Genomic DNA, 21629 nt, shown 5'->3' on the forward strand with positions numbered 1-21629 from the left:
CCGGAAACATCGGGAAGATGCCCTTCGCCAATGTGAGGGACAGGGCTCGGTCGCCAACCGGCATCAATTCCCGTGCGCTCACGCTTCTCAGCCATGTGCGGCTGATCCGCACCTAGGGCGCAATCGGGTGAAGTCAGAACTGGATGCGCGCCGGGATCGGGGCCTTGCTTGGCACCAAGATCGCTGCAGCCGTTCGGATCAACTTGCCAGGAGCGCGCGGGCCCCGTCCGGTCTGATCAGCGGCGTCCTTCGCGCAGCCATGCGCCCACGGTCAACGCTGCGGCGATCAGAAGAAACGCCCAGGCGGGCAACAGCGGTGCGATGTGGATATCGAGTGTCTGATACGCCTCGCGCGGCGTTATTCCGATCCAACCGCGCCCGATCGCAGGCCGCCCTTCTCTGACCCGCCGAACATCGGGCGCGCCGTCTTCCAAAGCGAGGAACCCGCCATTCGTCGGCGTGACAACTGGCGCGAGCTTTTCTCCGCTCGCGATGGTTTCCTCGAACTCCTTCGGCGCGGCTGGACCAAGGGCCATTACCCGGTCCAACTCGCCATCCGTCATCCGGTAAAGCCCGATCTCGGTCGCCTGAAACTCTGCCCGGTAGCGGCCCGGCGCGGCCTCTGTAAGCTGCAAGACCGTTTCCGTGCCGTCAGGTGCCGTCACCGTCACCTCACGCGCGCCTTCGGTCAGCGTCCGGCGGGTGATGGTCAGGCTCTGGCCCTCTGCCTCAGCGGTCAGCGCCTCCTCCTCCAGATCGGGTTCCTTCATCATCCAATGGGCAAGACGGCGCAGCAGTTCCAGTTGCGGCCCGCCGCCCTCGAAACCCCGGTTCCAGAGCCAGGCATGGTCGGACGCCAGAAGCGCGATCCGTCCCTCGCCAACTCGATTCAGAACCAGAAGCGGTTTGGCCCGAGGCCCCTCCATCACCACCTGACCGACCGGGTCCGCCAGATCGACGAGACGCATCCAACGTCCCCATTCGGGTGCCCCGACGCTGCCCGCAACGCCACCTTCGGGCGTGTAGGTCTCGAGCCCCTCGGTCACCGGATGGCGCTGGCCCAGATCCGACACACGGGGACGATAGCCCTCGTCGATCACGATCGCGGTGGGACGCGCGGGCAGGATGTCGCCCAGCCCGGAATGATAGAGGCTTTCGACCGACGCAAAGTCAGGTCCGGCCGAGACCAGAACCGCCCCGCCCTTTTCGACATAGTCGCGAATATTGTCGAGATACGAGGCCGGCAGAATGCCCCTCAGCCGATAACGGTCGAAGATGATCAGATCGAACTCTTCGATCTTTTCGATAAAGAGCTCCCGCGTCGGAAACGCGATCAGCGAAAGCTCCGACACCGGCACCCCGTCCTGCTTTTCCGGTGGGCGCAGGATGGTGAAATGCACAAGGTCCACCGCGCTGTCGGATTTCAATAGGTTGCGCCAGGTCCGTTCGCCCGCATATGGCTCACCCGATACAAGCAGCACACGCAACCGGTCGCGCACCCCGTTGATCTGAATGACCGCCATATTGTTGCGGTCGGTCAACTCACCTTCTTCCACGGCAAGCCTGATCTGCACCACGTTCTGGCCGCCGTGGTCGAGCGTCAGGGGCAGGTCCAGATCCTCGCCCACAGGCACGGTGAAGTCCTGGGCCGCGCCGCCGTCGATGGCCACCGACAAAACCACGGGACGCCCGGCGAGCTGACCCGGCATGTTTCCCTGCTCCTCGACCCGGAGCGTCAGGTTTATCGGCTCGCCGATGATGCCGAAAACCGGCGCGGTCTTGACCATCAGCCGCCTGTCCCAATCCGCCGCATGACCGGTCAGAAGGACATTCAGCGGCGAAGGCATGTCGGCACCGATCTCAAGATCATGAACCTGCCCGTCCGTCACAAGGATCGCGCCCGCGACCCGTGCACGCGGCTCTTCCGCAAGCGCCTGCGACAGCGCGGCGAGGGCCAGCGTGCCGGTATCCCCTGCCCCGTCTCCAATGACAATCTTTCGCAGTTCGGTATCAGGAAGCGCCGCCACCTCGGCCTCGACCCGGGCGACGGCGGCAGCGGTCTGCTCGGCGCGGTCCGATATCTTCTGGCTCGCACTCTCATCGACGACGAGGATGACGATATCGGACAGGGGTCGGCGGTTCTCAGTCTGCAGCGAAGGCTGCGCGATGCCGCCCAGCAGCACGGCGGCTGCGAGCATCCGTAACCAGCCACCCGACAGCCCGCGCCAGAGCGCAAAGCCGGTCATAAGCGCGGCCAGAACGGCTGTCGCCCAGATCACCGGCCATGGCAGAAGCGGATCAAAAATCACCTGACCGTTCATTGCCCCAGCCTTTCCAGAAGCGCTGGCACATGGACCTGGTCGGATTTGTAGTTGCCGGTCAGTACATGCATGATCAGGTTGACGCCGAAGCGATAGGCGATCTCGCGCTGGCGCTCGCCGCCAAGCCCGCTGCCGACCGGCAGAAGCGGCCGCGCATACTCGTCAACCGCCCATGCCCCGGCCCAGTCATTGCCGCCGATCACCACTGGCGTAACCCCGTCATTGAGGTTGCGGAACGGCATACCCTCGGCGCGTTCAGCATCAGGCGGCGCGGCCTCGACCCAGAGGGAACGCCCTGCATAGCGGCCGGGGAAGTCCTGCAACAGATAAAATGCCCGGGTCAGCACATGGTCGGAGGGGATCGGCTCCAGCGGCGGAATGTCGAGGGGCACGGCAAGGGCCTGCAGACGACGGCCCTCAGGTGAGGCAACACCGTAGCCCGCAACATCGGCGTCGCGGGTATCGAAAAGGATCATGCCGCCCGATCGGAGGTACCGGTTGAGCTTGCGATAGGCTTCGGGAGACGGCGCAGGTTGCGTTGTCGTCACCGGCCAGTAGAGAAAGGTAAAGACCGACAGGTCGTCGGTCTCCAGATCGACGGACATCGGCAGGATCGGCTCGACCGAGGTTCGGGCAAAGAGCACCTCCGAGAGACCGAGGAGCCCCGCCTGCGCGACCTCGTCCACGCGGGCATCGCCGGTGGTGACATGAGCCAGAACCACGCTGCCTGTCGCTTCGATCAGCCGCGTGTCCGCATTTGACTGCGCCCGGGCACCCTCTGGCAAGGGCACCAGAATTGCGGCAACCAAAACCGCCGCAATGCCCGGTAGCGCCCGCCTGAGCCGCCCTGAAAGCGCCAGCGACGCCACGAGGTCGATCATCAACATCGTCAGAGCCACCGCAAGGAACCAGCCCTTCAGAAGTGTCTCGCGCGGGACGCTCAACCCCTCGACAACCGTACCCGAAGGCCAGTCGACTGCGGCCAGTTTCCGGTCCGGCGCGATGACGTTCACGGCCATCAGACGGTCGCCCGAAGCATAAAGCCCGGGCGGCAGGTCGGGGCCGAGCACCGGCTCTGCCAGCCGCTCGCCGGGAATGCCGGGCAGGTCGCTTGCCTCCTGCAGGCTGCCGAACGCGTCGAGCACCCGCTCGGCAACCCAGGTCGTCCCTTCCAGATCGGCTTCGACGGGCCGTACCGGGCGGCTTGAAACCGCAAGCCGCTCAAGCATCTGCACGAAAAGACCCGAAAGCGGCAGGTTCGACCATTCGGCGTTTGCGGTGACGTGGAACAGCACGACCTGCCCCTCACCGATCGACCGCCGGGTCACGAGCGGCGTACCATCGGACAGTTCGGCAATCGTTGCCTCGGCCAGATCGGGACCGGGCTGTGCCAGAACCTGCGCCGTGACCGCGACATCGGTTGGCAGGGCGAGCCCGTGGAAGGGCGAGCCTTCGGCGAAAGGCTGAAGCGTCTTGGGTTCCCCCCAGCTCATCGCGCCGCCAACTGAACGTCCACCCGCCCGCAACCGAACCGGCAACAGGGGATCGGGCGCATCGCGCCCCACATCCGAGGCCGCAAGCCGTGGCCCGGCAAACCGCACCAAGAGCCCGCCAGCCTCGACCCAATCAACCAGCGCCTCCTCCTCCGTCACCTTGGCGATATCGGCGAGGATCACCACATCGGGATTGGACAATAGAACGTCGCCCACGGTGCCTTCGATCACCTCGGCTGTCGGCACCAGAGCCTGACGCAGGTAGTGATCGGGCGCCAGCAGTTGCAAGCCCTCGCGGTCCACCGTGCCTGCGACCAGCGCCACTTTCCGACGCTTCAGCGCGTCATCGGCCAGGGCCACCGCCCCCGCCGTTGCCTCGCCCGCGATCTCGAACCGGGTAATGCGATTGCGCAACTCGGGCGGAAGGTCGAATGCAGCCGTAACGCTGGTTTCACCAGACGCGAACTCGGCCGACGAGCGCGCCAGCTCCCGCTCGATCCCTGCCGGATCGAGCCCGCGCGCCACAACCTCGGTGGGTCCCGCCGCCACGTCCCGCGCCCTCAAAACACTCACACCAACCTGACCGCCCTCGTATGTCGCGGCGCCGAGCGCACGCACATCGCGCAAGCTCTCGACCGCCTTCACCTGGCCCCGCGCCGCCAGCACTTCGGTCAGTTCAACTCTGCCGTCCCGCGCGATCCCGTCTGACAGCCAGAGCGTGTCAAAACCTTCCTCGGGCAGTGCCGAAGTCAGCGCTTTCATATCCTCGACACCCGGCTCCCAGGCACGGGGCTGCAATCCCGGCAACCCGCGCGCCACGGTATCGGCAGCCGCAAAGACCAGCTCTCCCGGCGGGATATCGGTGAGCGCGACAAGCGCCACCGGCCGCCCCGCACGCCCCGCTTCGGAGAGGGCGGCAGCGATGCGCTGGGTCCGGCGCGGCCAGTCGCGGGCATCGGCCCAGCTTCCGTCAACGAGGATCAGAAGCGGCCCGTCGCCTGCTTCCGTTTGTTCGGGGTTCAGGACCGGTCCGGCAAACCCGGCAATGATCGCGGCCACGGCGAGCATCCGGATCAGCAGCAACCACCAGGGCGTCCGCTCCGTCTGTTGTTCGTCGTCCTTCAGCCCCAGCAGAAGCGCCACGCCCGGAAACCGCCGACGGATCGGCGCGGGCGGAATGGCGCGCAAGAGCAGCCACAGCACCGGCAGCGCCACGAGCCCCCAGAGCAGCCATGGTACGGTAAAGCCGATGGGGCCGAGGACGAACATCAGTGGTCCTTCCTCATCGCGGCATAAAGCCAAAGCAGCGCCGATTGTGCTGACGCGCCCGTATGATGCGTGGTGAACAGCCACCCTGCCCGCCGGGCAAGCGCAGCCAGCCGTTCCTTGCGTTCGGCCAGCCGTTGCCGATAGCGGTCGCGCAGGTCGCCCGCCTTCAAAGTTTCATGCAGCATGGTCCCGGCCATGCTTTCAAAGATCGTGCGCCCGTCATAAGGAAAAGCCTCTTCCACAGGGTCCAAGATTTGCATCAGGACCCCGGTCACACCCTTGTCAGCCGCAAGGCCCAGCGCCTTTTCAACCCCCTCGGGCGCACCCATGAAATCCGAAATGAAGACCGCGCGCGACCCCGGAAGAATGGCGCGTGCCTCGGGTGCGCCGAAATCCGCCTCGCCCGCCGGGCGGGTGAAGGCATGAGCCAGACGCAGAAGCTGCACCTCGCCCGAACGCGGCGGCGCAATAGGATCGGTCAGCCCGACCCTTTCGCCCGCCCGGATCAGAAGAACGCCAAGCGCGAGCGCCAGAAGGCGGGCGCGATCGGCCTTGGATTGTCGTTTCTGGTCGCCGGTAAATTCCATCGACTGTGCATCGTCGACCCAAAGATGCACCGACTGCGCCGCCTGCCATTCCCGTTCACGCACGAATTGCGCATCGGCCTTGCCCGACCGGCGCCAGTCGATGAACCGCGCTTCATCGCCCGCATGGGCGGGGCGGTACTGCCAGAACTCCGACCCCATGCCAGAGAGGCGGCGGCCATGTTCGCCAAGCTGCACGGTCGAGGCCAGATGGCGGGCATCGGCCATGAGGGGCGGCAGGGCAGACGCCAAACCTTCCGCATTGCGTCTCAGACCCGCCGGGCGGGCCGACATATGTCCGGTGGTGGTCAAGCCGCTTCGGCCCGGGTGATGTCACGCGCCACCCCGTCGATGATATCGGCCAGTTCCTCGCCCCGCGCGCGGGCAGCGAAGGAAAGCGCCATGCGGTGGCTGAGCACCGGTCGGGCGAGGGCTAGAACGTCCTCGGCCGAGGGCGCAAGACGGCCGTTCAGAAGCGCCCGCGCCCGGACCGTCAGCATCAGGGCCTGCGCCGCGCGGGGCCCCGGCCCCCAGCTGACACTGTCGTTGATCGCCTGACCGGCCTCCGCCTCGCCCGGACGGCAGGCGCGGACCAGATCGAGGATCAGTTCGACGATCTTGTCGCCCACCGGCATGCGCCGCACGGTGGTCTGGGCCGCAATCAGTTCTTCAGCCGTGAAGATGCGCGGGCTTTCCTGTTTCGCGACGCCGGTCGTCGCCAGAAGGATATCGCGTTCGGTGTTACGATCCGGGTATTCCACGTCGATCTGGACCAGGAACCGGTCAAGCTGCGCCTCCGGCAGCGGATAGGTGCCTTCCTGTTCGATCGGGTTCTGGGTGGCAAGCACATGGAACGGCGCGGGCAGCTTGCGGTGCTGACCGGCGATCGTCACCTCGCGTTCCTGCATCGCCTGCAACAAAGCCGACTGGGTACGGGGGCTGGCGCGGTTGATCTCGTCCGCCATCAAAAGCTGACAGAAGACCGGCCCTTCGATGAACCGGAAGCTGCGTGAGCCGTCCTTTGCCGTCTCCAGCACCTCGGAGCCAAGGATATCGGCGGGCATCAGGTCCGGCGTGAACTGCACGCGGCCCGACGTGAGGCCCATGACCGTGCCCAGCGTATCGACCAGCATCGTCTTGCCCATGCCCGGCAGGCCGACCAGCAAACCATGCCCGCCACACAGAAGTGCCGCCAGCGACAGTTCCACCACCCGTTCCTGCCCGATAAAACGGCGACCGACCGCCTGCCGCGCCTCGGCGATCTTTTCGCCCAGGGCTTCGATCTCGGTCAGAAGTTCATTGGCCTCGGCCATGACGCGCGCTCCTTCATCTCTCACGATGAGTTAAGTATAGATGGGATCATAAAGGCAGAAATTCGACCCGGCACCAATGACGAATTCGGAAAAAGAACAATTGATCGTGAAACCTTCGGCGGAAAACCTCGCAGCCGCTGCGAAGGCCGCAGGCAAGAAGGGGCCGCCACCGGTGCATCTCTGGAACCCGCCCTTCTGCGGCGATCTGGACATGGAAATCCGACGCGACGGGACATGGTTCTACCTTGGGACACCGATCAACCGCCATGGGCTGGTAAAGCTATTCAGTTCGATCATCCGAAGGGACGGCGATGACTACTATCTTGTCACCCCGGTCGAAAAGGTCGGCATCCGCGTCGTCGATGCGCCTTTCGTGGCCGTCGATGCAAACGCCACGGGCGACGGCCGCGATCAGACGATCACCTTCGTGACCAATGTCGAGGATGAAGTCACCGCTGGCCCCGACCACCCGATCCGCGTCGTCCGCGACCCCGACACAGGCGAACCCTCGCCCTACATCCTTGTCCGACGCAACCTTGAGGCTCTGATCGACCGCAAGACCTTCTACCGGCTGATCAACCTTGGCGCGCACGAGGAGCAGGATGGCGAAGGCTGGTTCGGCCTCTGGTCCGGTGGCGACTTCTTCCCGATAATCCCTTCGGCAGATCTGAATTGATGCCGCCTGCCACGAAGACCTTTAATAAAACCATGAATTTCAACTCCGAAAGCGCATCCCCTTGACCGACCAATCCGACACCCCTATACCCCCCCCGTCCGGGGCTCATCCGAGTCGGCCGGGCTTGTTGTCTGTTGGCCCATGCCCTTTGTTTTCTTCGGCTAGGGCGGCGAGCGGCAGCAAAAACAAGGAACGATGACCTGACCTCCGGCGGGCGCCAAGGCGGACCCGATGAAGACACGGAGCTCTGAGGCGCGAACACCATCGCGGAACCACCGCGAGCACATGGAAAGGATCACGCGATGAACCTGATCGCGCAACTCGAAGCCGAGCAGATCGCCGCGCTCGGCAAGTCCATCCCGGACTTCAAGGCGGGCGACACGGTCCGTGTCGGCTACAAGGTGACGGAAGGCACGCGTTCGCGCGTGCAGATGTACGAAGGCGTCTGCATCGCCCGCAAGGGTGGCGCCGGCATCGCCGCTTCGTTCACCGTCCGCAAGATTTCCTTCGGCGAGGGCGTCGAGCGCGTCTTCCCGCTCTATTCGACCAACATCGACTCGATCGAGGTCGTGCGCCGCGGCCGTGTCCGCCGCGCCAAGCTCTACTACCTGCGCGACCGTCGCGGCAAATCTGCCCGGATCGCCGAAGTCACCAACTACAAAGAAAAAGCCGTGTAAGGAGCCGGGCCATGAAAAAAGACATCCATCCCGACTACCACATGATCGAGGTCAAGCTGACCGACGGCACCACGTTCCAGGTCCGCTCGACCTGGGGCAAGGAAGGCGACTCGATGTCGCTCGACATCGATCCCTCCGCGCATCCGGCCTGGACCGGCGGTTCGGCCAAGCTGATGGATACCGGCGGTCGCGTGTCGAAGTTCAAGAACAAGTACGCGGGCCTCGGATTCTGAGCCCCTTGCGCTTCCCAAGAGTGGGGGCGCAACATATAGTAGAGGCGCGCTGGGGACGGCGCGCCTTTTTGATTCCGGGAACACGGAACGAGATACAGGGACAGACACGTGGCGCATATCATCGTCGTGGGCAACGAAAAGGGCGGGTCGGGGAAATCGACGACCTGCATGCATGTGGCGACGGCCTTGGCGCGGATGGGACACAAGGTTGGTGCGCTCGACCTCGACCTGCGGCAGCGCAGCTTCGGTCGTTACGTCGAAAACCGCCGCGCCTTCGCCCGGAAAGAGGGCCTAGACCTGCCGACCCCGGACTACCGCGACCTGCCCGAGGTGGATCAGTCGACGCTCGCCGCCGGTGAGAACGTCTATGACCGCCGCCTCTCTGCCGCCGTCGCCGGGCTGGAAAAGGATGCCGAGTTTATCATCATCGACTGCCCCGGCTCGCACACCCGCCTGAGCCAGGTGGCGCATTCTCTGGCCGATACGCTGATCACGCCGCTGAATGACAGCTTCATTGATTTCGACCTTCTGGCCCGTGTCGATCCCGATACCAGCCGGGTCATCGGCCCGTCGATCTATTCTGAAATGGTGTGGCATGCCCGGCAGTTGCGTGCCCGCGCCGGGCTGAAGCCCATCGACTGGATCGTGCTGAGAAACCGTCTTGGCGCGCAGCAGATGCACAACAAGCGCAAGGTCGGCGGCGCGCTTGAACAATTGTCAAAGCGGATCGGCTTCCGCGTGGCGCCCGGCTTTTCCGAGCGCGTTATCTTCCGCGAGTTGTTCCCGCGGGGTCTCACGCTTCTCGATCTGAAGGATGTGGGGGTGGAGAAGCTCAACATCTCCAACGTGGCGGCGCGGCAGGAAGTGCGCGATCTGGTGCGTGAACTGAACCTGCCGGGTGTAACGGTCAATTTCTGACCGTTACCGTATTCTCTATGTCAGGAATTGTCAGGCGATCTGACGGGCCTGACGGACGAAGAGCGGCGGGCGCGTCGTCGTCACAGGGCGGCGGGTCCGGTTGACTTCGCTGCCCATGGTTACGAGGCGGCTTTCGAACGCGTCCTGCTTGTCGGTGCGGTTGCGGAACAAGCGGCTCAGAATGGCGGTTGCGAGTTTCATCTTCCTGTCCTGCCTTTTAGCATGCGCCCCGTAAGTGAAGTCTTGACCGAGCACCGTGTCCGAAAATTGGCGCGTTGTGGGACATTCAGGGGATTTCTCGCGACAGTTGAGGCGATTGCACACGGTGCATCCCTAATGCGCTCTCCCGCCCCCGGACTGGGAGCGGAGAGGAATCAATCGCCCGAAGGTCAGGTTCTGAGGACGCGGTAGACCGCCGGAATCACCAAAACGGTCAGCAACGTCGAGGAGGCGAGCCCGAAAAGCAGCGAGATGGCGAGGCCCTGAAAGATCGGGTCGGTCAGGATCACCGCCGCGCCGATCATGGCGGCGAGAGCGGTCAGCAGAATCGGTTTGAAGCGGATCGCGCCGGCCTCGATCAGGATCTCGGTCAGCGGCCTATCGCGGTTCGGCGCGTGGCGGATGAAGTCCACGAGCAGGATCGAGTTCCGCACGATGATACCGGCAAGCGCGATGAAGCCGATCATCGACGTCGCAGAGAACGGCGCACCAAAGGCCCAGTGACCACCGAGGATGCCGATGAAGGTCAGCGGGATCGGCGTCAGGATCACCAGCGGCACCTTGAACGATCCGAACTGCGCGACGACGAGGATGTAGATGCCCAGGAGCGCCACGCCAAAGGCCGCGCCCATGTCGCGGAAGGTGACCCAGGTTACCTCCCACTCCCCGTCCCAGAGAAGCGTAGGTCCGGTTTCGTCCTCGGGCTGGCCATGGAGCGAAATGTCCGGTTTCGGCAATCCGGTCCAGTCCTGCGCATCAAGCGCATCCTGAACGGCGAGCATTCCGTACAATGGGGCCTCGAAATCACCCGCCAGTTCCGCTGTCACCATCTCGGCCTCACGGCCGTTGTGGCGGAAGACCGGGAAAGAAGCGGTTTCCTCGGTCACTTCGACAACGTCGCCCAGTTCGACCACGCCGCGCGCGCCCGGAAGCACGTTCGCCGGGATAGGCGTCGTGAGGAACGTCTCGTCAAGCGTGCGTTCGCCCTTTGGCCGCTCGACCCGGATCGGGATCGGTTGGCGACCCTCGCCGCGATGGGAATAACCGATGGTCGTGCCGCCGTTCAGGATTGCGATCGTATCAAAGACATCGGATTCCTGGACCTGGAAGAACTCGGCATTGTCGGTCGAGATCGTCGCGCGCAGCCGCCGTGCGGGCTGCCCGTATGAATTGTCTACGTCAACGATGAACGGGACCGAACGGAACGCGTCTTCGACCTTTTCAGCAACCTGCCTGCGTGTTTCGGGGTCCGGTCCATAGATCTCGGCCAGAAGCGTGGCCAGCACGGGCGGCCCCGGGGGTGGCTCAACGGTTTTCAGCGACGTACCTTCAGGCACCGGAAGCGCCATAATCCGGTCGCGGATTTCCAGCGCGATATCGTGGCTTGTCCGGTCGCGTTCGCCCTTGGGCAAAAGGTTGATCGCGACCTCGCCCATCTCGGGCATGGACCGCAGGTAGGAATGCCGCACGAGACCGTTGAAGTTGAAGGGCGCCGCCGTACCCGCATGGGTCTGGACCGACCGCACCTCGGGCAGGTCCAGCACCGCGCGGGCAACCGCCTGCGCCACGGCATCGGTCGCCTCGACCGACGATCCTTCGGGAAGGTCGATGGTGACTTGCAACTCCGACTTGTTGTCGAAGGGCAAGAGCTTGACCGTCACGTCCTTGGTATAAAAGAGCGCAAGCGAACCGAAGGTCAGGACAAGCACCGCCCCGATGAACCCCCAGCTGCGCGCCTTTGACGCGAGGATAGGCTTCGCCACCGCCGAATAGGCGCGGCCAAGCGGACCGCCCTGCCCTTCCTCATGCCCATGGGTCGGCGCCTTACCCGCCACCTTCAGCATCAGCCAGGGCGTGACCATGACCGCAACGAAGAACGAAAAGATCATCGCGGCAGAGGCGTTGGCAGGGATCGGCGACATGTAGGGGCCCATCAGGCCCGAGACGAACAGCATCGGCAGAAGGGCGGCGACAACCGTCAGCGTAGCGACGATGGTCGGGTTGCCGACCTCGGCCACGGCGTCGATGGCGGCCTGCCGCCGGTCGCGCCCGTCATGCATCCCCCAATGGCGGGCGATGTTTTCAATCACCACGATGGCATCGTCGACGAGGATACCGATGGAGAAAATCAGCGCGAAAAGCGAGACGCGGTTCAGCGTGTAACCCATGAGCCAGGAGGCAAAGAGCGTCAGGAGGATCGTGACCGGGATCACCACCGCGACCACAACCGCCTCACGCCGCCCGATAGCCAGCCAGACAAGGGCGATGATCGACACCGTCGCCAATGCAAGGTGATAGAGCAGTTCATTCGCCTTTTCATTGGCGCTTTCGCCGTAATCGCGGGTGACCTCGACCTCGATGTCATGCGGGATCAGCGTGCCTTCCAGTGCATGCGCCTTGTGCAGGATCGCCTCGGCCACAGTAACCGCGTTTGAACCGGCCCGCTTGGCAACGGCGAGCGTCACGGAGGGGCGGCGAATAAGGCCGGTTTCGGTCTTGGTGACGGTCGCGACGCGCAGTTCCTCGGCCCCTGAGACAAAGCTGACATCGGCAACGTCGCGCACATAGACCGGACGTCCGTCCCGCGTGGTCATCAGAAGGTTTCCGATCTCCTGCGGCGAGGACAGGGTTTCGCCCGCGATGACCTCGATCTGCTGCCCCTGATCGCGGACATTGCCCACCGGCATGGCCCGGTTCGCACCCTGCACCTTGCCCGCAAGCTGTTGCAGCGTGACGCCGTAAAGCGCGAGCCGCGCCGGATCGGGCGCGATGCGGATACGCTCAGAGGTCTCGCCCACTATATAAGTCAGCCCCACATCGGGAATCTTGGCGATCTCGGTCCTCAGTTCGCGGGCGATGCGGGTCAGATCGTTGGCGCTGACCCGGTCGGCGGCACCTTCGGTCGGTGACAGCGTCAGTGACAGGATCGCCACATCGTCGATGCCGCGTCCGATAATCTGCGGTTCCGGCACACCCACGGGAATGCGGTCCATATTCGCGCGCACCTTGTCATGGACCCGCAGCACCGCCGCGTCAGACGAGGTGCCGACAAGGAATCGGGCCGTGACCATGACCTGATCATCGCGGCTCTGCGAGTAAACATGCTCGACCCCGTCGATGCCCTTGACGATGGTCTCCAGGGGTTCGGTGATCAGCTTGACGGCGTCGGCAGCCTTCAGCCCGTCGGCGCGCACCATGATATCGACCATGGGCACCGAGATCTGCGGCTCTTCCTCGCGCGGCAGCGAGACGAGCGCGACGAGGCCGAAGACAAAGGCGGCAAGCAGGAAAAGCGGCGTCAGCGGCGAACCGATGAAGGCGCGGGTCAGACCACCCGCGATGCCAAGTTTGGGGGCGTCGCTCATGGCGTGACCACTGTATCGCCAGCGGCGAGGCCCGATAGGATCTCGACCATTTCTGCACTGTCGGTCACGACGGTTTCACCAGTGACGACGGCGCGCTCAGCCTCTTGCCCGGCCTCGCTGACCGTCACGAAATCGATGCCCGAGCGGGTCGCGACGGCCGCTGCGGGAACAAGCAAGGCCTCGCGCTCGCTGACCGGCAGTTGAACCAGAACGCGGGCATTCACATAGGCGGTGTCGAGACCGGCGACTTCGACATCTGCCGTCACGCGACCGTTGTCGATTTGGGGGTAAAGTTTGGCAATACGGCCTTCGTTTTCACCACTGTCAGTGGTGATGCGGATCGCATCGCCCTCTGCCAGAGCGGTCGCATGACGCTCGGGCACGGAAAGACGCAGGAAAAACCCGCCCCCACCGATCGTCGCCACCGGTTCACCGGGCAGGACCACCGCCCCCGGTGTGACAGGAACAGTCAGAATCTTTCCCGCAGCGGGGGCCAAGACACGGCCTTCGGTCGCCTGCTGGACCGAAATATCGCGCTGCGCCTCGGTCGCACTGATCTGACCGCGCACCACATCGACCGCCGTGCGCAGCTGATCCAGCCGCTGCACCGTCGCCACGCCGCGTTCCACCAGCGTCTCGCCACGCTTGAGTTCGGTTTCCGCCGTTTCAAGCTGGGCTTTCAAAGCAGCGATCTGGGCATCATAGGCGGCGATCTGGAACTCGATCTTGTCGTCATGGACGACAGCGATCTCCTGCCCCTCGGTCACCGTGTCGCCCTCGCTGACCGAAAGCGATCGGATGGTGCCGCCGATGCGCGCGCGGGCGGGGATCGTCTCCTTCGTCTCGATCCGGCCGTAGACGGCTTTCCATTCGGGAAGCATCACGGGCGAAAGTGTCACCGTCTCGGACAGAGCCGGTCCGGCAACCGCAAGGAAAGAGACGAACAAAAGCGCGCGCATCGGAATGCCTTTCAGAATGCTGTGCCGGGCTTGATCCCCAGCTTGCGGAAGATCGAGGCCGCCGGACAGAAACCGGTAAAGGCCGATTGCAGCATGTTCACGCCAATAAAGACGGTGAACCAGACAAAGTAGGACGAAACCCAGACGGTCAGCGCCACCGAAAGCAGGACCATGATACCGGCAAAAGCAAGAACAGAGCGATCAAGGGTCATAGTGCACCTCACATGTTTCTTTCACATTCACATTTATGAATGTATTTTCCGGATTGCAAGATATTCCGGCCCCGGGGCGTCAGAAAATTCGCGGCGTGTAATACAAGTTTCGACAATCATCACCCTTCCTGCTCTGGCCCGTGCGTTCACAAATGCTGACACACTGGACATCCATGCACTTTGACCAGCATCATGTTACGGCATTCAAAATATGCCGGGTTGACCGGCGGCGAGATTCACCCTGACCCCCATTCACGTGCCTCGCGCGTTAGGCTATATGCCGCGGATGAGCCAGAACCCGCCCAACCTCCGCCCCGACCTCGCGCCGAAGCCCGTCTTCGACAGTCCCGCCCGGCCCGGCCAGCCCCGGATCGGCATGGTCTCGCTTGGCTGCCCCAAGGCGCTGGTGGACAGCGAGCGCATCCTGACGCGCCTGCGCGCCGAAGGTTATGCGATCAGCCCGGACTATCAGGGGGCGGATGCGGTCATCGTCAATACCTGCGGCTTTCTCGACAGCGCCAAAGCCGAAAGCCTTGAGGCGATTGGCGAGGCACTGACCGAAAACGGCCGCGTCATCGTCACCGGCTGTCTCGGGGCCGAGCCTGACTATATAACCGGTGCGCACCCTTCGGTTCTGGCCGTAACCGGCCCGCATCAATACGAACAGGTGCTGGACGCGGTGCATGTGGCCGTGCCACCCGCACCCGATCCCTTCGTGGACCTTCTGCCTGCGGCCGGGGTGAAACTGACCCCCCGCCATTACAGCTATCTGAAGATCTCCGAGGGCTGTAACCACAAATGCCGTTTCTGCATCATCCCCGACATGCGTGGGCGGCTCGTCTCGCGTCCCGCCCACGCGGTCATCCGCGAGGCCGAGAAGCTGGTCGAGGCGGGCGTCCGCGAACTCTTGGTGATCAGCCAGGATACCTCAGCCTACGGGCTGGACCTGAAACATGCCGAAAAGAACGGCCACCGCGCCCATATCACCGACCTCGCCCGCGATCTGGGGTCGCTCGGCTCTTGGGTGCGGTTGCACTACGTCTATCCCTACCCCCATGTGCGCGACCTCATTCCGCTGATGGCAGAGGGGCTGATCCTGCCCTATCTCGACATCCCGTTCCAGCATGCCCATCCCGACACGCTGAAGCGGATGGCACGGCCTGCGGCGGCGGCGAAAACTCTGGACGAAATCGCCGCGTGGCGCGCTGTCTGCCCGGACATCACGCTGCGGTCGACCTTCATCGTCGGTTATCCCGGCGAGACGGAGGAAGAGTTTCAGACCCTGCTCGACTGGATGGACGAAGCGCAGCTCGATCGGGTCGGCTGCTTTCAGTACGAAAATGTCGATGGCGCGCGGTCAAACGCCCTGCCCGACCATGTGCCCGACGAGGTCAAGCAGGACCGCTGGGACCGGTTTATGGAAAAGGCGCAGGCGATTTCCGAGGCGAAGCTGGCCGCCAAGGTGGGCACGCGCATCGAGGTCATCGTCGATACCGTCGATGACGAAGGCGCCACCTGCCGCACCAAGGCGGATGCACCCGAAATCGACGGCAATCTCTTCATCGACGAGGATTTCAAGGGGCTCGCCCCGGGCGATATCGTGACCGTCGAGGTGGAGGAAGCCAGCGAATACGATCTGTGGGGACGGCGAGCGTAACTGCTTATGCGAGGCCTGCGAGCGGAAACACGCAAGTGGTGCCCACCCGACCTTTGCCATACGTTTTGCCGACATTCAGCAGACGTTCTGCCGACCGCAGCATTCAACCGCACAACGGCTTTCGCTTTCAAAACTTTGAAATAGGCCTCACATGCCAACCCCGCCGCCGGGGAGCACGGCGACGGGGTCTTCGCATCACGTCGGATGTCTCGCGTGCTGCGGGCCACCCACCCAAGCACCGTAATCGAAGGCTAGCATAGACCCGGCCCTTCAACGATACCGGTATCCCCTACCCCAGCAGGATGACCAGCCAGGTGCAGCCGCCCGCGAGTGCGGTCAGCGCCACGGCCGCTGATCCGCAATCCTTGGCCTTGCCGGCATGTGGATTGCGCTCGGGCGAAGCCAAATCGACGATCTCCTCGATCGCGGTATTGAAAAGCTCCGCCGCAAGGATGATGAGGCCGAGTGCGATGATCAGGGCCCGCTCGCCCGCAGTCAGGTCCAGCCAGAAGGCAAGTCCGGCCGAAAGAACGTTTACCACGACCCATTGGCGCAGTGATTTCTCGGTCGCCCAGGCCGATGCGAAACCCTGCCATGACCATGTGGCGGTGTTCACAAACCGCCGCAACTCCGCAGCAATGTCCAAAGCCATCGCCTCCTCCCGTCTGTTCGCAGGCGAGACTACCGGCGACACATGGGCATCGCCAGCATTGCCGCTGTTCCGACGTGTCCCTGAACTGTTGGGGTTGGCTGAAATGCCACAGGCCGGAACGGTCAGCCCCGTTCGGCCAGATAGGTCCGCACCGCTGCAGTCACATGGCGAAAGCGGTCTCCACCCAGCTTCACGCCGCCATACCAGCGGGTGACGACGACGATGTGGTTGGTCAGCCCTTCGCGCTCCAGCATCCGCAGGATGACCGCGCCAGCCCCGCTTTCGCCGTCATCGTTCTTCAGCGGCTCCGGCTGGCCATCGGTCTCAAGCAGCACAGCCCAGCTGTTATGCGTTGCCTTTGCGAATTTCTTGATCGTCGTCAGGTCGCGGATGAAGGCATCCGCCGCCGCGCGGTCTGCGACCAGCCCGCCTGACACGGCATAGCGTGATCCCCGATCCGAAATGACGTTTTCAATGATCCGCATGGCACCTCCGGCCCCGGTGTATCGGGGAACGGACTGCCGGGAAAGGGCGGATTCAGACGAGCCCGCGCAGGCCTTCTAGGATCGCACGGTTGGCGCACCAGTCGGGCGCGCAATCGGCGAGGCGGTCATGGCCGGGTTCGCGGCGGATCGCTGGCCCCTCGTGGCAATCGCGGCAAAAGGCGAGGATCTCGCGGAAGTCTTCAGCCGTCAACATGCCCGAATGCACAGCCCTGCCAATATCCACCCCGTGACGCCGGGTTTCCGCATCGGTCAGGAAATAGGGCATATCCGGCTGGGTCCCGGTGCGGCGGGTGCTGAATCTGACAACCTCGCTCATGGCGGCGTTCCTCTCGCTGCGCTGATCCTGACGACAGGATCACCGCTCCGGAGGGGTCTACGCCTTGATCCATGTCAAGCCAGACGACGTCGGAACTGCGCCGCGCAGGTTCAGTCACAATGTCAGCGGAGCGTCGCCAGCGTCCGGCGCACAGTATCGATCCGGCTGGCATTGGGTGGATGGGTTCCGAGGAACCGGTTGCCCGGGTCGGGAATACGCGTGAAGAAGGCGGCACCCCGTTCAGGGTCATATCCGGCCTGCCAGGCGAGGATCGTCCCCAGCGCATCCGCCTCCAGTTCGTAGTCCTTGGCATAACGCCGCGCACCGAGCGTGCCGCCGATCTGCTGCGCTTCCCTGATCGCCGTGTCGCCGCCACCGGTCAGCGCCGTCAGGCCGCCGAGGATCAGCGCCCCTGTCATCGCCTCCTGCTGCTGCCTTGGCAGGTGCTCGGCGATGTGATGCGCCGCCTCGTGGCCCATTACAAAGGCAAGTTCGTCGGTATTGCGGGCGTCCGCGATCAAGGCCAGCGTGAAGGCGACGATCGGACGGCCGGAGCGATCCACTGTCTGGAAGGCGTTCGGCGGCTGGCCCGGCCGGTCATCGACGACAATCTGGAAATCGCAGTTCGCGCGGGCCTGCCGCGCGCGGCATTCCCGCTCGATCACCGGTTCCATCCGGGCCACGACCGAAACGAAGTTGCGCGCCGCGACCTTGGGTCCAACAGCCGGTCCTGCCGACACCGGCGGCGGGCCCGATACCGGCACGACCGGCCCCTGTTCGACACAGGCCGCGAGTGCAAGGAAAACGATGACAAGTGACTTCTTCATGTGCCTCTCCGGGCGCTTTGACTGCGTCGATCCGCCTGCCTCATGATACCGCCCCGCCTTGTCCGACGGAAGGGGCAGCCAGCCGCCTCTCCGGGTCGTGAATGCCTGGGGATATTGAGCGTGCCTGCGCCCCGCGCTAGTGTGATCCCATGTTCACCATCGAGCACGATTTCGACGCCACCGTCATTACCCTCGTCGATGAGGGCAGCACACATCTGGAAGAGGATGTGACGATTCAGGGCTTTGCCGAATGCGTCACGATCGAGCAATACGATCCGCGCAAGGATGAGGTCTGCAAGATCGTCATGTCGATGGCACAGGTGCGCGAACTGGCGGCCGCGCTCAACCTGCCCGAAGGCGTCTACCGGCTGAAACCGAAGGGCTGAGGCTCAACCGCCGAACCACTGCGACCAAAGGCCAGCCGCCCAGAACATCAGGCTGAGCGTGATCATCAAAAGACCGATGCCAAACTTGTCGCGCATCGCGAAGACGATCGGGTCGTAATCCTGCTTTCCAAGCCAGCCGAGCAGAACCATGCGGATCAGCCATATCGCCATTGGAATCATTGCGACCCAAAGAAGCCATGTGGTCGGGTAAAGCTCCTGCCCCTGTTCGCTGAACGAATAGAGGAAGAAGATCAGCAGAGCCCCGAAGATGCCGAGCCCGGCGACGTTCAGCAGATCGCTCCGATCCTTGCGGCCGTAACCTCGACCGGGCAGCGGATCATCATTGGTGGCAAGCGTCAGTTCGGTCAGCCGCTTCACGCAGCCGAGCGTAATGAAGATCGGGAAGATGAAGATCAGCATATAGACCGAGACATCGACCTCGCCCGCCGCCGCACCGGCGACGACCCTGATCGTGTAAAGTGCCGCCAGCGTCGCCACATCGACCCAGCGCATGCGTTTAAGCTTCAGCGAATAGGCCAGCGACGTGATCATATAGAGAACGACCACCCCGAAAAACGCCCAGTTTAAAGCCGCAGCGACGCCGAGCGCCAGGAGCGCGAGCAAGACGAACGTTGCCATGCCGACCACGATGGGCACATCGCCACTGGCAAACGGACGGCGGCATTTCGTCGGATGCAGGCGGTCCGCTTCCAGATCGAGCAGATCGTTGACGATATATATAGAGGAGGCTGCGGCGGAAAACGCGACGATACCCCAGAGAATCGGCACCAGGGTTTCCAGATCGAAGCGGTGCGACGCAATCATCGCGAGAACCAGAAGCACGTTCTTGACCCATTGATGGGGCCGCAGGGCTTTGAAAAGCGCCCGCCAGCTCCATCCGCCCGGCATCTCGACGACGTTGTGACCCCGCGCCGTCAGCTCACGGGCCGATGCGATACGTCCGACGACGAGGGCATTTTCCGACTGCTCCCAGACCGACAGATCGACCGCTGAATCTCCGGCATAGTCGAACCCACCCGCGCCATAGGCCGCCACCAAAGTCTCGGCCTTCTTCTTCCCCTTCAGGTTGATCTTGCCATCGGATGCAAAAACCTCGTCCGACAGGCCATAATCCGCAGCGAGCTGTTCAACGAGGCGCCTGTCGGAGGCTGAGGCCAACACAACTTCGCGACCCGCCATGCGTGACTGCAACGCCAGATCAGCGATCTCCGGATTGACCGGCAGAAGGTCCGTCCGGATGGGCGCGATAGCGACAAGTTCTGATTTCAGCCGCGCCGGATCGCGAAAATACAAGACCGCCGCCCGTAACGTCGCGACCGGATCACGCCCCAACCCCGCCCAGAAGGTTTCGAAGAGCATGTCTGTCCTCAGGAACGTCCCATCGACATCGAGGACGAGCGGCTTAACTTCGGTCATCTGGGGAAACTCATCCTTTCACGGCGAACACACAACCGTCAGTCACCAGTTCCGGCGGCGTCACGCAAAGCCCCCGCGCCACCGTCCAGGCGGCCAGCACTTTTGGAACATAGGCCCGCGTTTCGGCATAAGGTGGCACGCCGCCATTCGATTTGACGGCATTCTCACCCGCATTATAGGCGGCCAGCACCATGAGGGGATCGCGGTTGAACTCTCGCATCAGCCAGTCGAGATAGGCGACGCCCCCCTTGATATTCTGGACAGGGTCAGTGCTGTCCGACACACCGAACCGGTTCGCCGTGGCCGGAATAAGCTGCATGAGGCCTACCGCTCCTGCCGACGACACGGCATCGGACCGACCCGCGCTTTCGATACCGATCACCGCGAGAACCAGCGCCGGCGAAACCTCGGTCCCGATCGTCGCCTTGAGGATCTCGGTGCCGTGGACGGTCGCGATGTCCTGCAGATGCTGCAAACGCGGCGAGGGAACTGCTGTGCCGCCCGGTCCCTGAAGGAGTGCTGCAATGGCTTTCGGGAACCGCCCGTCCATGTCCACCAATGCAGGCGACACGGTTTCCCAGTACCAGTCGTATTTGGAGGGTGAAGCTGGTGCCGACGGGCGGAGCCCCGGAGCGGCGCCACCATGGGGTATCGGTTTCTCTGCAGGCGGCAGCGGTCCGGCCGCAAGCCGACGCGCCTGCTCTGCCGGGTCGATTTGCACGGTGATCCGTTTGCCGACGCTCGCTTTCGGCGCGCCAATTCGTTTGAAGGTAAAGTCAGGATAGCCCGCAGGCGGCTCTTCCGCCGCAGCCGATCCCGCCGCAAGCGCTACCGCTACGCACCACGGCAGCACCTTGAAAACGATGCCCTGCATCCTGCTGCTCATTTGCCTGACCACACTTTTTGCGCGCTCTTTTTCTCAGAATCCGCTTCCAAGAGCCAGACTTTAGAGGTCACGCCTCGGTGTTTCGGAATCGAATCGTCCTTTCAGCAACAACAATAGGGCCGCCGGAAACCTGTTTGATCACGCAGAAATGCGAAAAAACAACGGAAAATGCCGTCAAACTCAAAAACCTCAAGGCAACCATAAAATGTACGAAGGCTGCCCAACTCCTGCCACGTTTGACTAGCCAGATATGCCCATCCCGCGTTGGTCTGGGGCTGGCGAAAGCGCCACTTCAAGAGACTGGCCGCGGATGCGCAACGGGCGAAAATTACGGAGAGAGAAATGAAACTGTTCAAGCTCAAGAAGTTCCACAACGAAGAAGATGGCGCTGTGACCGTTGACTGGGTCGTTCTGACCGCTGCTGTCGTCGGCCTCGGCGTTGCTGCGCTCGCCGCCGTCAAGAAGGGCACCGGCAAGCTCACCGGCGAAATCAACAGCTACCTTTCCAGCCAGACGATCTCGACCACGTTCTAAGACCTGGCCGAAAAGTCACGCGAAAGCCGCGCCCGGGAGGCGCGGCTTTTTCGTTTGTCTGAACGCGGTTTGACGCGCATCCGAATCCACGAAATTGCCCGCCCTGGTATTTCTGAGTCAGCGCAGCTCGTTTCGGAGGGCGGCGCTGCAACCACGTAGCTGCATACAACTCGCGCTCGGATTGATCTT

At 63.4% G+C, this 21629-nt stretch carries 21 protein-coding genes; 7 read left to right on the forward strand and 14 right to left on the reverse strand.

Annotation, left to right across the window (positions count from 1 at the left end; translation table 11 throughout):
• Positions 1-236: 236 nt before the first annotated feature.
• From OEZ71_RS05145 to OEZ71_RS05160, 4 genes are read right to left on the reverse strand one after another with little or no spacing between them, the layout of a single operon-like run.
• On the reverse strand, positions 237-2321 hold the full coding sequence (locus OEZ71_RS05145) for a hypothetical protein (RefSeq protein ID WP_263738837.1): 2085 nt from the start codon (positions 2319-2321) through the stop codon (positions 237-239).
• Positions 2318-5083, reverse strand: a complete 2766-nt coding sequence (locus OEZ71_RS05150; protein ID WP_263738838.1) for a DUF4159 domain-containing protein — start codon at positions 5081-5083, stop codon at positions 2318-2320. The genes OEZ71_RS05145 and OEZ71_RS05150 overlap by 4 nt, the downstream gene beginning before the upstream one ends.
• Positions 5083-5961 carry a DUF58 domain-containing protein gene (locus OEZ71_RS05155; protein ID WP_412175609.1) on the reverse strand — a complete coding sequence of 293 codons (879 nt, stop codon included), beginning with the start codon at positions 5959-5961 and terminating at the stop codon, positions 5083-5085. Before OEZ71_RS05155 ends, OEZ71_RS05150 begins: the two co-directional genes overlap by 1 nt.
• Positions 5962-5975: 14 nt before the next feature.
• On the reverse strand, positions 5976-6980 hold the full coding sequence (locus OEZ71_RS05160) for an AAA family ATPase (protein WP_263738840.1): 1005 nt from the start codon (positions 6978-6980) through the stop codon (positions 5976-5978).
• A 76-nt stretch (positions 6981-7056) separates the two neighbouring features.
• On the opposite strand from OEZ71_RS05160, the gene OEZ71_RS05165 reads away from it, so the two are divergent.
• From OEZ71_RS05165 to OEZ71_RS05180, 4 genes are all read left to right on the forward strand, one after another.
• The gene (locus tag OEZ71_RS05165; protein WP_263738841.1) at positions 7057-7656 is read left to right on the forward strand and encodes a DUF1285 domain-containing protein; all 600 of its coding nucleotides are present in this window, start codon (positions 7057-7059) and stop codon (positions 7654-7656) included.
• A gap of 302 nt (positions 7657-7958) precedes the next feature.
• Entirely contained in the window at positions 7959-8333 is a 375-nt protein-coding gene (gene rplS / locus OEZ71_RS05170) for a 50S ribosomal protein L19 (protein WP_263738842.1), read from the forward strand.
• A gap of 11 nt (positions 8334-8344) precedes the next feature.
• Positions 8345-8566, forward strand: a complete 222-nt coding sequence (gene rpmE / locus OEZ71_RS05175) for a 50S ribosomal protein L31 (RefSeq protein ID WP_263738843.1) — start codon at positions 8345-8347, stop codon at positions 8564-8566.
• A gap of 108 nt (positions 8567-8674) precedes the next feature.
• Positions 8675-9484, forward strand: a complete 810-nt coding sequence (locus OEZ71_RS05180; protein ID WP_263738844.1) for a division plane positioning ATPase MipZ — start codon at positions 8675-8677, stop codon at positions 9482-9484.
• A gap of 30 nt (positions 9485-9514) precedes the next feature.
• Here OEZ71_RS05180 and OEZ71_RS05185 read toward each other — a convergent pair whose 3' ends face one another.
• From OEZ71_RS05185 to OEZ71_RS05200, 4 genes are all read right to left on the reverse strand, one after another.
• Positions 9515-9685, reverse strand: a complete 171-nt coding sequence (locus tag OEZ71_RS05185) for a hypothetical protein (RefSeq protein ID WP_263738845.1) — start codon at positions 9683-9685, stop codon at positions 9515-9517.
• Positions 9686-9873: 188 nt separating this feature from the next.
• Positions 9874-13068, reverse strand: coding sequence for an efflux RND transporter permease subunit (locus OEZ71_RS05190; RefSeq protein ID WP_263738846.1), 3195 nt, complete (start codon positions 13066-13068; stop codon positions 9874-9876).
• The gene (locus OEZ71_RS05195; RefSeq protein ID WP_263738847.1) at positions 13065-14027 is read right to left on the reverse strand and encodes an efflux RND transporter periplasmic adaptor subunit; all 963 of its coding nucleotides are present in this window, start codon (positions 14025-14027) and stop codon (positions 13065-13067) included. Before OEZ71_RS05195 ends, OEZ71_RS05190 begins: the two co-directional genes overlap by 4 nt.
• An 11-nt stretch (positions 14028-14038) precedes the next feature.
• Entirely contained in the window at positions 14039-14239 is a 201-nt protein-coding gene (locus OEZ71_RS05200; protein ID WP_263738848.1) for a YgaP family membrane protein, read from the reverse strand.
• Between the two features lie 286 nt (positions 14240-14525).
• Here OEZ71_RS05200 and rimO point away from each other — a divergent pair, with 286 nt between their 5' ends.
• Complete coding sequence (gene rimO / locus OEZ71_RS05205; RefSeq protein WP_263738849.1) at positions 14526-15896, forward strand: 30S ribosomal protein S12 methylthiotransferase RimO; 1371 nt, start codon at positions 14526-14528, stop codon at positions 15894-15896.
• Between the two features lie 289 nt (positions 15897-16185).
• Here rimO and OEZ71_RS05210 read toward each other — a convergent pair whose 3' ends face one another.
• The 4 genes from OEZ71_RS05210 to OEZ71_RS05225 all read right to left on the reverse strand — a co-directional run bounded on the left by OEZ71_RS05210 (position 16186) and on the right by OEZ71_RS05225 (position 18197).
• Entirely contained in the window at positions 16186-16548 is a 363-nt protein-coding gene (locus tag OEZ71_RS05210; protein WP_263738850.1) for a diacylglycerol kinase, read from the reverse strand.
• A gap of 122 nt (positions 16549-16670) precedes the next feature.
• Entirely contained in the window at positions 16671-17033 is a 363-nt protein-coding gene (locus OEZ71_RS05215; RefSeq protein ID WP_263738851.1) for a YigZ family protein, read from the reverse strand.
• 52 nt (positions 17034-17085) lie between these two features.
• A complete protein-coding gene (locus tag OEZ71_RS05220; RefSeq protein WP_263738852.1) occupies positions 17086-17370 on the reverse strand; it encodes a DUF6455 family protein in 285 nt (94 codons plus the stop codon).
• A 122-nt stretch (positions 17371-17492) separates the two neighbouring features.
• Positions 17493-18197 carry a M48 family metallopeptidase gene (locus OEZ71_RS05225; RefSeq protein ID WP_263738853.1) on the reverse strand — a complete coding sequence of 235 codons (705 nt, stop codon included), beginning with the start codon at positions 18195-18197 and terminating at the stop codon, positions 17493-17495.
• 149 nt (positions 18198-18346) lie between these two features.
• Between OEZ71_RS05225 and OEZ71_RS05230 the strand changes: the two genes are divergently transcribed.
• Positions 18347-18583 carry a hypothetical protein gene (locus OEZ71_RS05230; protein WP_263738854.1) on the forward strand — a complete coding sequence of 79 codons (237 nt, stop codon included), beginning with the start codon at positions 18347-18349 and terminating at the stop codon, positions 18581-18583.
• 3 nt (positions 18584-18586) lie between these two features.
• Here OEZ71_RS05230 and OEZ71_RS05235 read toward each other — a convergent pair whose 3' ends face one another.
• Together OEZ71_RS05235 and OEZ71_RS05240 are read right to left on the reverse strand one after the other, a co-directional pair.
• Complete coding sequence (locus tag OEZ71_RS05235) at positions 18587-20020, reverse strand: UbiA family prenyltransferase (protein WP_263738855.1); 1434 nt, start codon at positions 20018-20020, stop codon at positions 18587-18589.
• 10 nt (positions 20021-20030) lie between these two features.
• Positions 20031-20906 (reverse strand): lytic transglycosylase domain-containing protein, encoded by an 876-nt coding sequence (locus OEZ71_RS05240; protein WP_263738856.1) that lies wholly within the window; start codon positions 20904-20906, stop codon positions 20031-20033.
• Positions 20907-21248: 342 nt separating this feature from the next.
• On the opposite strand from OEZ71_RS05240, the gene OEZ71_RS05245 reads away from it, so the two are divergent.
• Entirely contained in the window at positions 21249-21440 is a 192-nt protein-coding gene (locus OEZ71_RS05245) for a hypothetical protein (RefSeq protein ID WP_263738857.1), read from the forward strand.
• Positions 21441-21629: the final 189 nt, after the last annotated feature.

It is taken from the genome of Albidovulum litorale, assembly GCF_025751495.1.
Lineage (GTDB): Bacteria > Pseudomonadota > Alphaproteobacteria > Rhodobacterales > Rhodobacteraceae > Albidovulum > Albidovulum litorale.

What these genes read in the sequence shown, in the direction of transcription:
- OEZ71_RS05145 (WP_263738837.1), bottom strand. Translation starts at nt 2,321, where the DNA reads ATGAACGGTCAGGTGATTTTTGATCCGCTTCTGCCATGGCCGGTGATC.
- OEZ71_RS05150 (WP_263738838.1), bottom strand. Translation starts at nt 5,083, where the DNA reads ATGTTCGTCCTCGGCCCCATCGGCTTTACCGTACCATGGCTGCTCTGG.
- OEZ71_RS05155 (WP_412175609.1), bottom strand. Translation starts at nt 5,961, where the DNA reads ATGTCGGCCCGCCCGGCGGGTCTGAGACGCAATGCGGAAGGTTTGGCG.
- OEZ71_RS05160 (WP_263738840.1), bottom strand. Translation starts at nt 6,980, where the DNA reads ATGGCCGAGGCCAATGAACTTCTGACCGAGATCGAAGCCCTGGGCGAA.
- OEZ71_RS05165 (WP_263738841.1), top strand. Translation starts at nt 7,057, where the DNA reads ATGACGAATTCGGAAAAAGAACAATTGATCGTGAAACCTTCGGCGGAA.
- rplS (WP_263738842.1), top strand. Translation starts at nt 7,959, where the DNA reads ATGAACCTGATCGCGCAACTCGAAGCCGAGCAGATCGCCGCGCTCGGC.
- rpmE (WP_263738843.1), top strand. Translation starts at nt 8,345, where the DNA reads ATGAAAAAAGACATCCATCCCGACTACCACATGATCGAGGTCAAGCTG.
- OEZ71_RS05185 (WP_263738845.1), bottom strand. Translation starts at nt 9,685, where the DNA reads ATGAAACTCGCAACCGCCATTCTGAGCCGCTTGTTCCGCAACCGCACC.
- OEZ71_RS05190 (WP_263738846.1), bottom strand. Translation starts at nt 13,068, where the DNA reads ATGAGCGACGCCCCCAAACTTGGCATCGCGGGTGGTCTGACCCGCGCC.
- OEZ71_RS05195 (WP_263738847.1), bottom strand. Translation starts at nt 14,027, where the DNA reads ATGCGCGCGCTTTTGTTCGTCTCTTTCCTTGCGGTTGCCGGACCGGCT.
- OEZ71_RS05200 (WP_263738848.1), bottom strand. Translation starts at nt 14,239, where the DNA reads ATGACCCTTGATCGCTCTGTTCTTGCTTTTGCCGGTATCATGGTCCTG.
- rimO (WP_263738849.1), top strand. Translation starts at nt 14,526, where the DNA reads ATGAGCCAGAACCCGCCCAACCTCCGCCCCGACCTCGCGCCGAAGCCC.
- OEZ71_RS05210 (WP_263738850.1), bottom strand. Translation starts at nt 16,548, where the DNA reads ATGGCTTTGGACATTGCTGCGGAGTTGCGGCGGTTTGTGAACACCGCC.
- OEZ71_RS05215 (WP_263738851.1), bottom strand. Translation starts at nt 17,033, where the DNA reads ATGCGGATCATTGAAAACGTCATTTCGGATCGGGGATCACGCTATGCC.
- OEZ71_RS05220 (WP_263738852.1), bottom strand. Translation starts at nt 17,370, where the DNA reads ATGAGCGAGGTTGTCAGATTCAGCACCCGCCGCACCGGGACCCAGCCG.
- OEZ71_RS05225 (WP_263738853.1), bottom strand. Translation starts at nt 18,197, where the DNA reads ATGAAGAAGTCACTTGTCATCGTTTTCCTTGCACTCGCGGCCTGTGTC.
- OEZ71_RS05230 (WP_263738854.1), top strand. Translation starts at nt 18,347, where the DNA reads ATGTTCACCATCGAGCACGATTTCGACGCCACCGTCATTACCCTCGTC.
- OEZ71_RS05235 (WP_263738855.1), bottom strand. Translation starts at nt 20,020, where the DNA reads ATGACCGAAGTTAAGCCGCTCGTCCTCGATGTCGATGGGACGTTCCTG.
- OEZ71_RS05240 (WP_263738856.1), bottom strand. Translation starts at nt 20,906, where the DNA reads ATGAGCAGCAGGATGCAGGGCATCGTTTTCAAGGTGCTGCCGTGGTGC.
- OEZ71_RS05245 (WP_263738857.1), top strand. Translation starts at nt 21,249, where the DNA reads ATGAAACTGTTCAAGCTCAAGAAGTTCCACAACGAAGAAGATGGCGCT.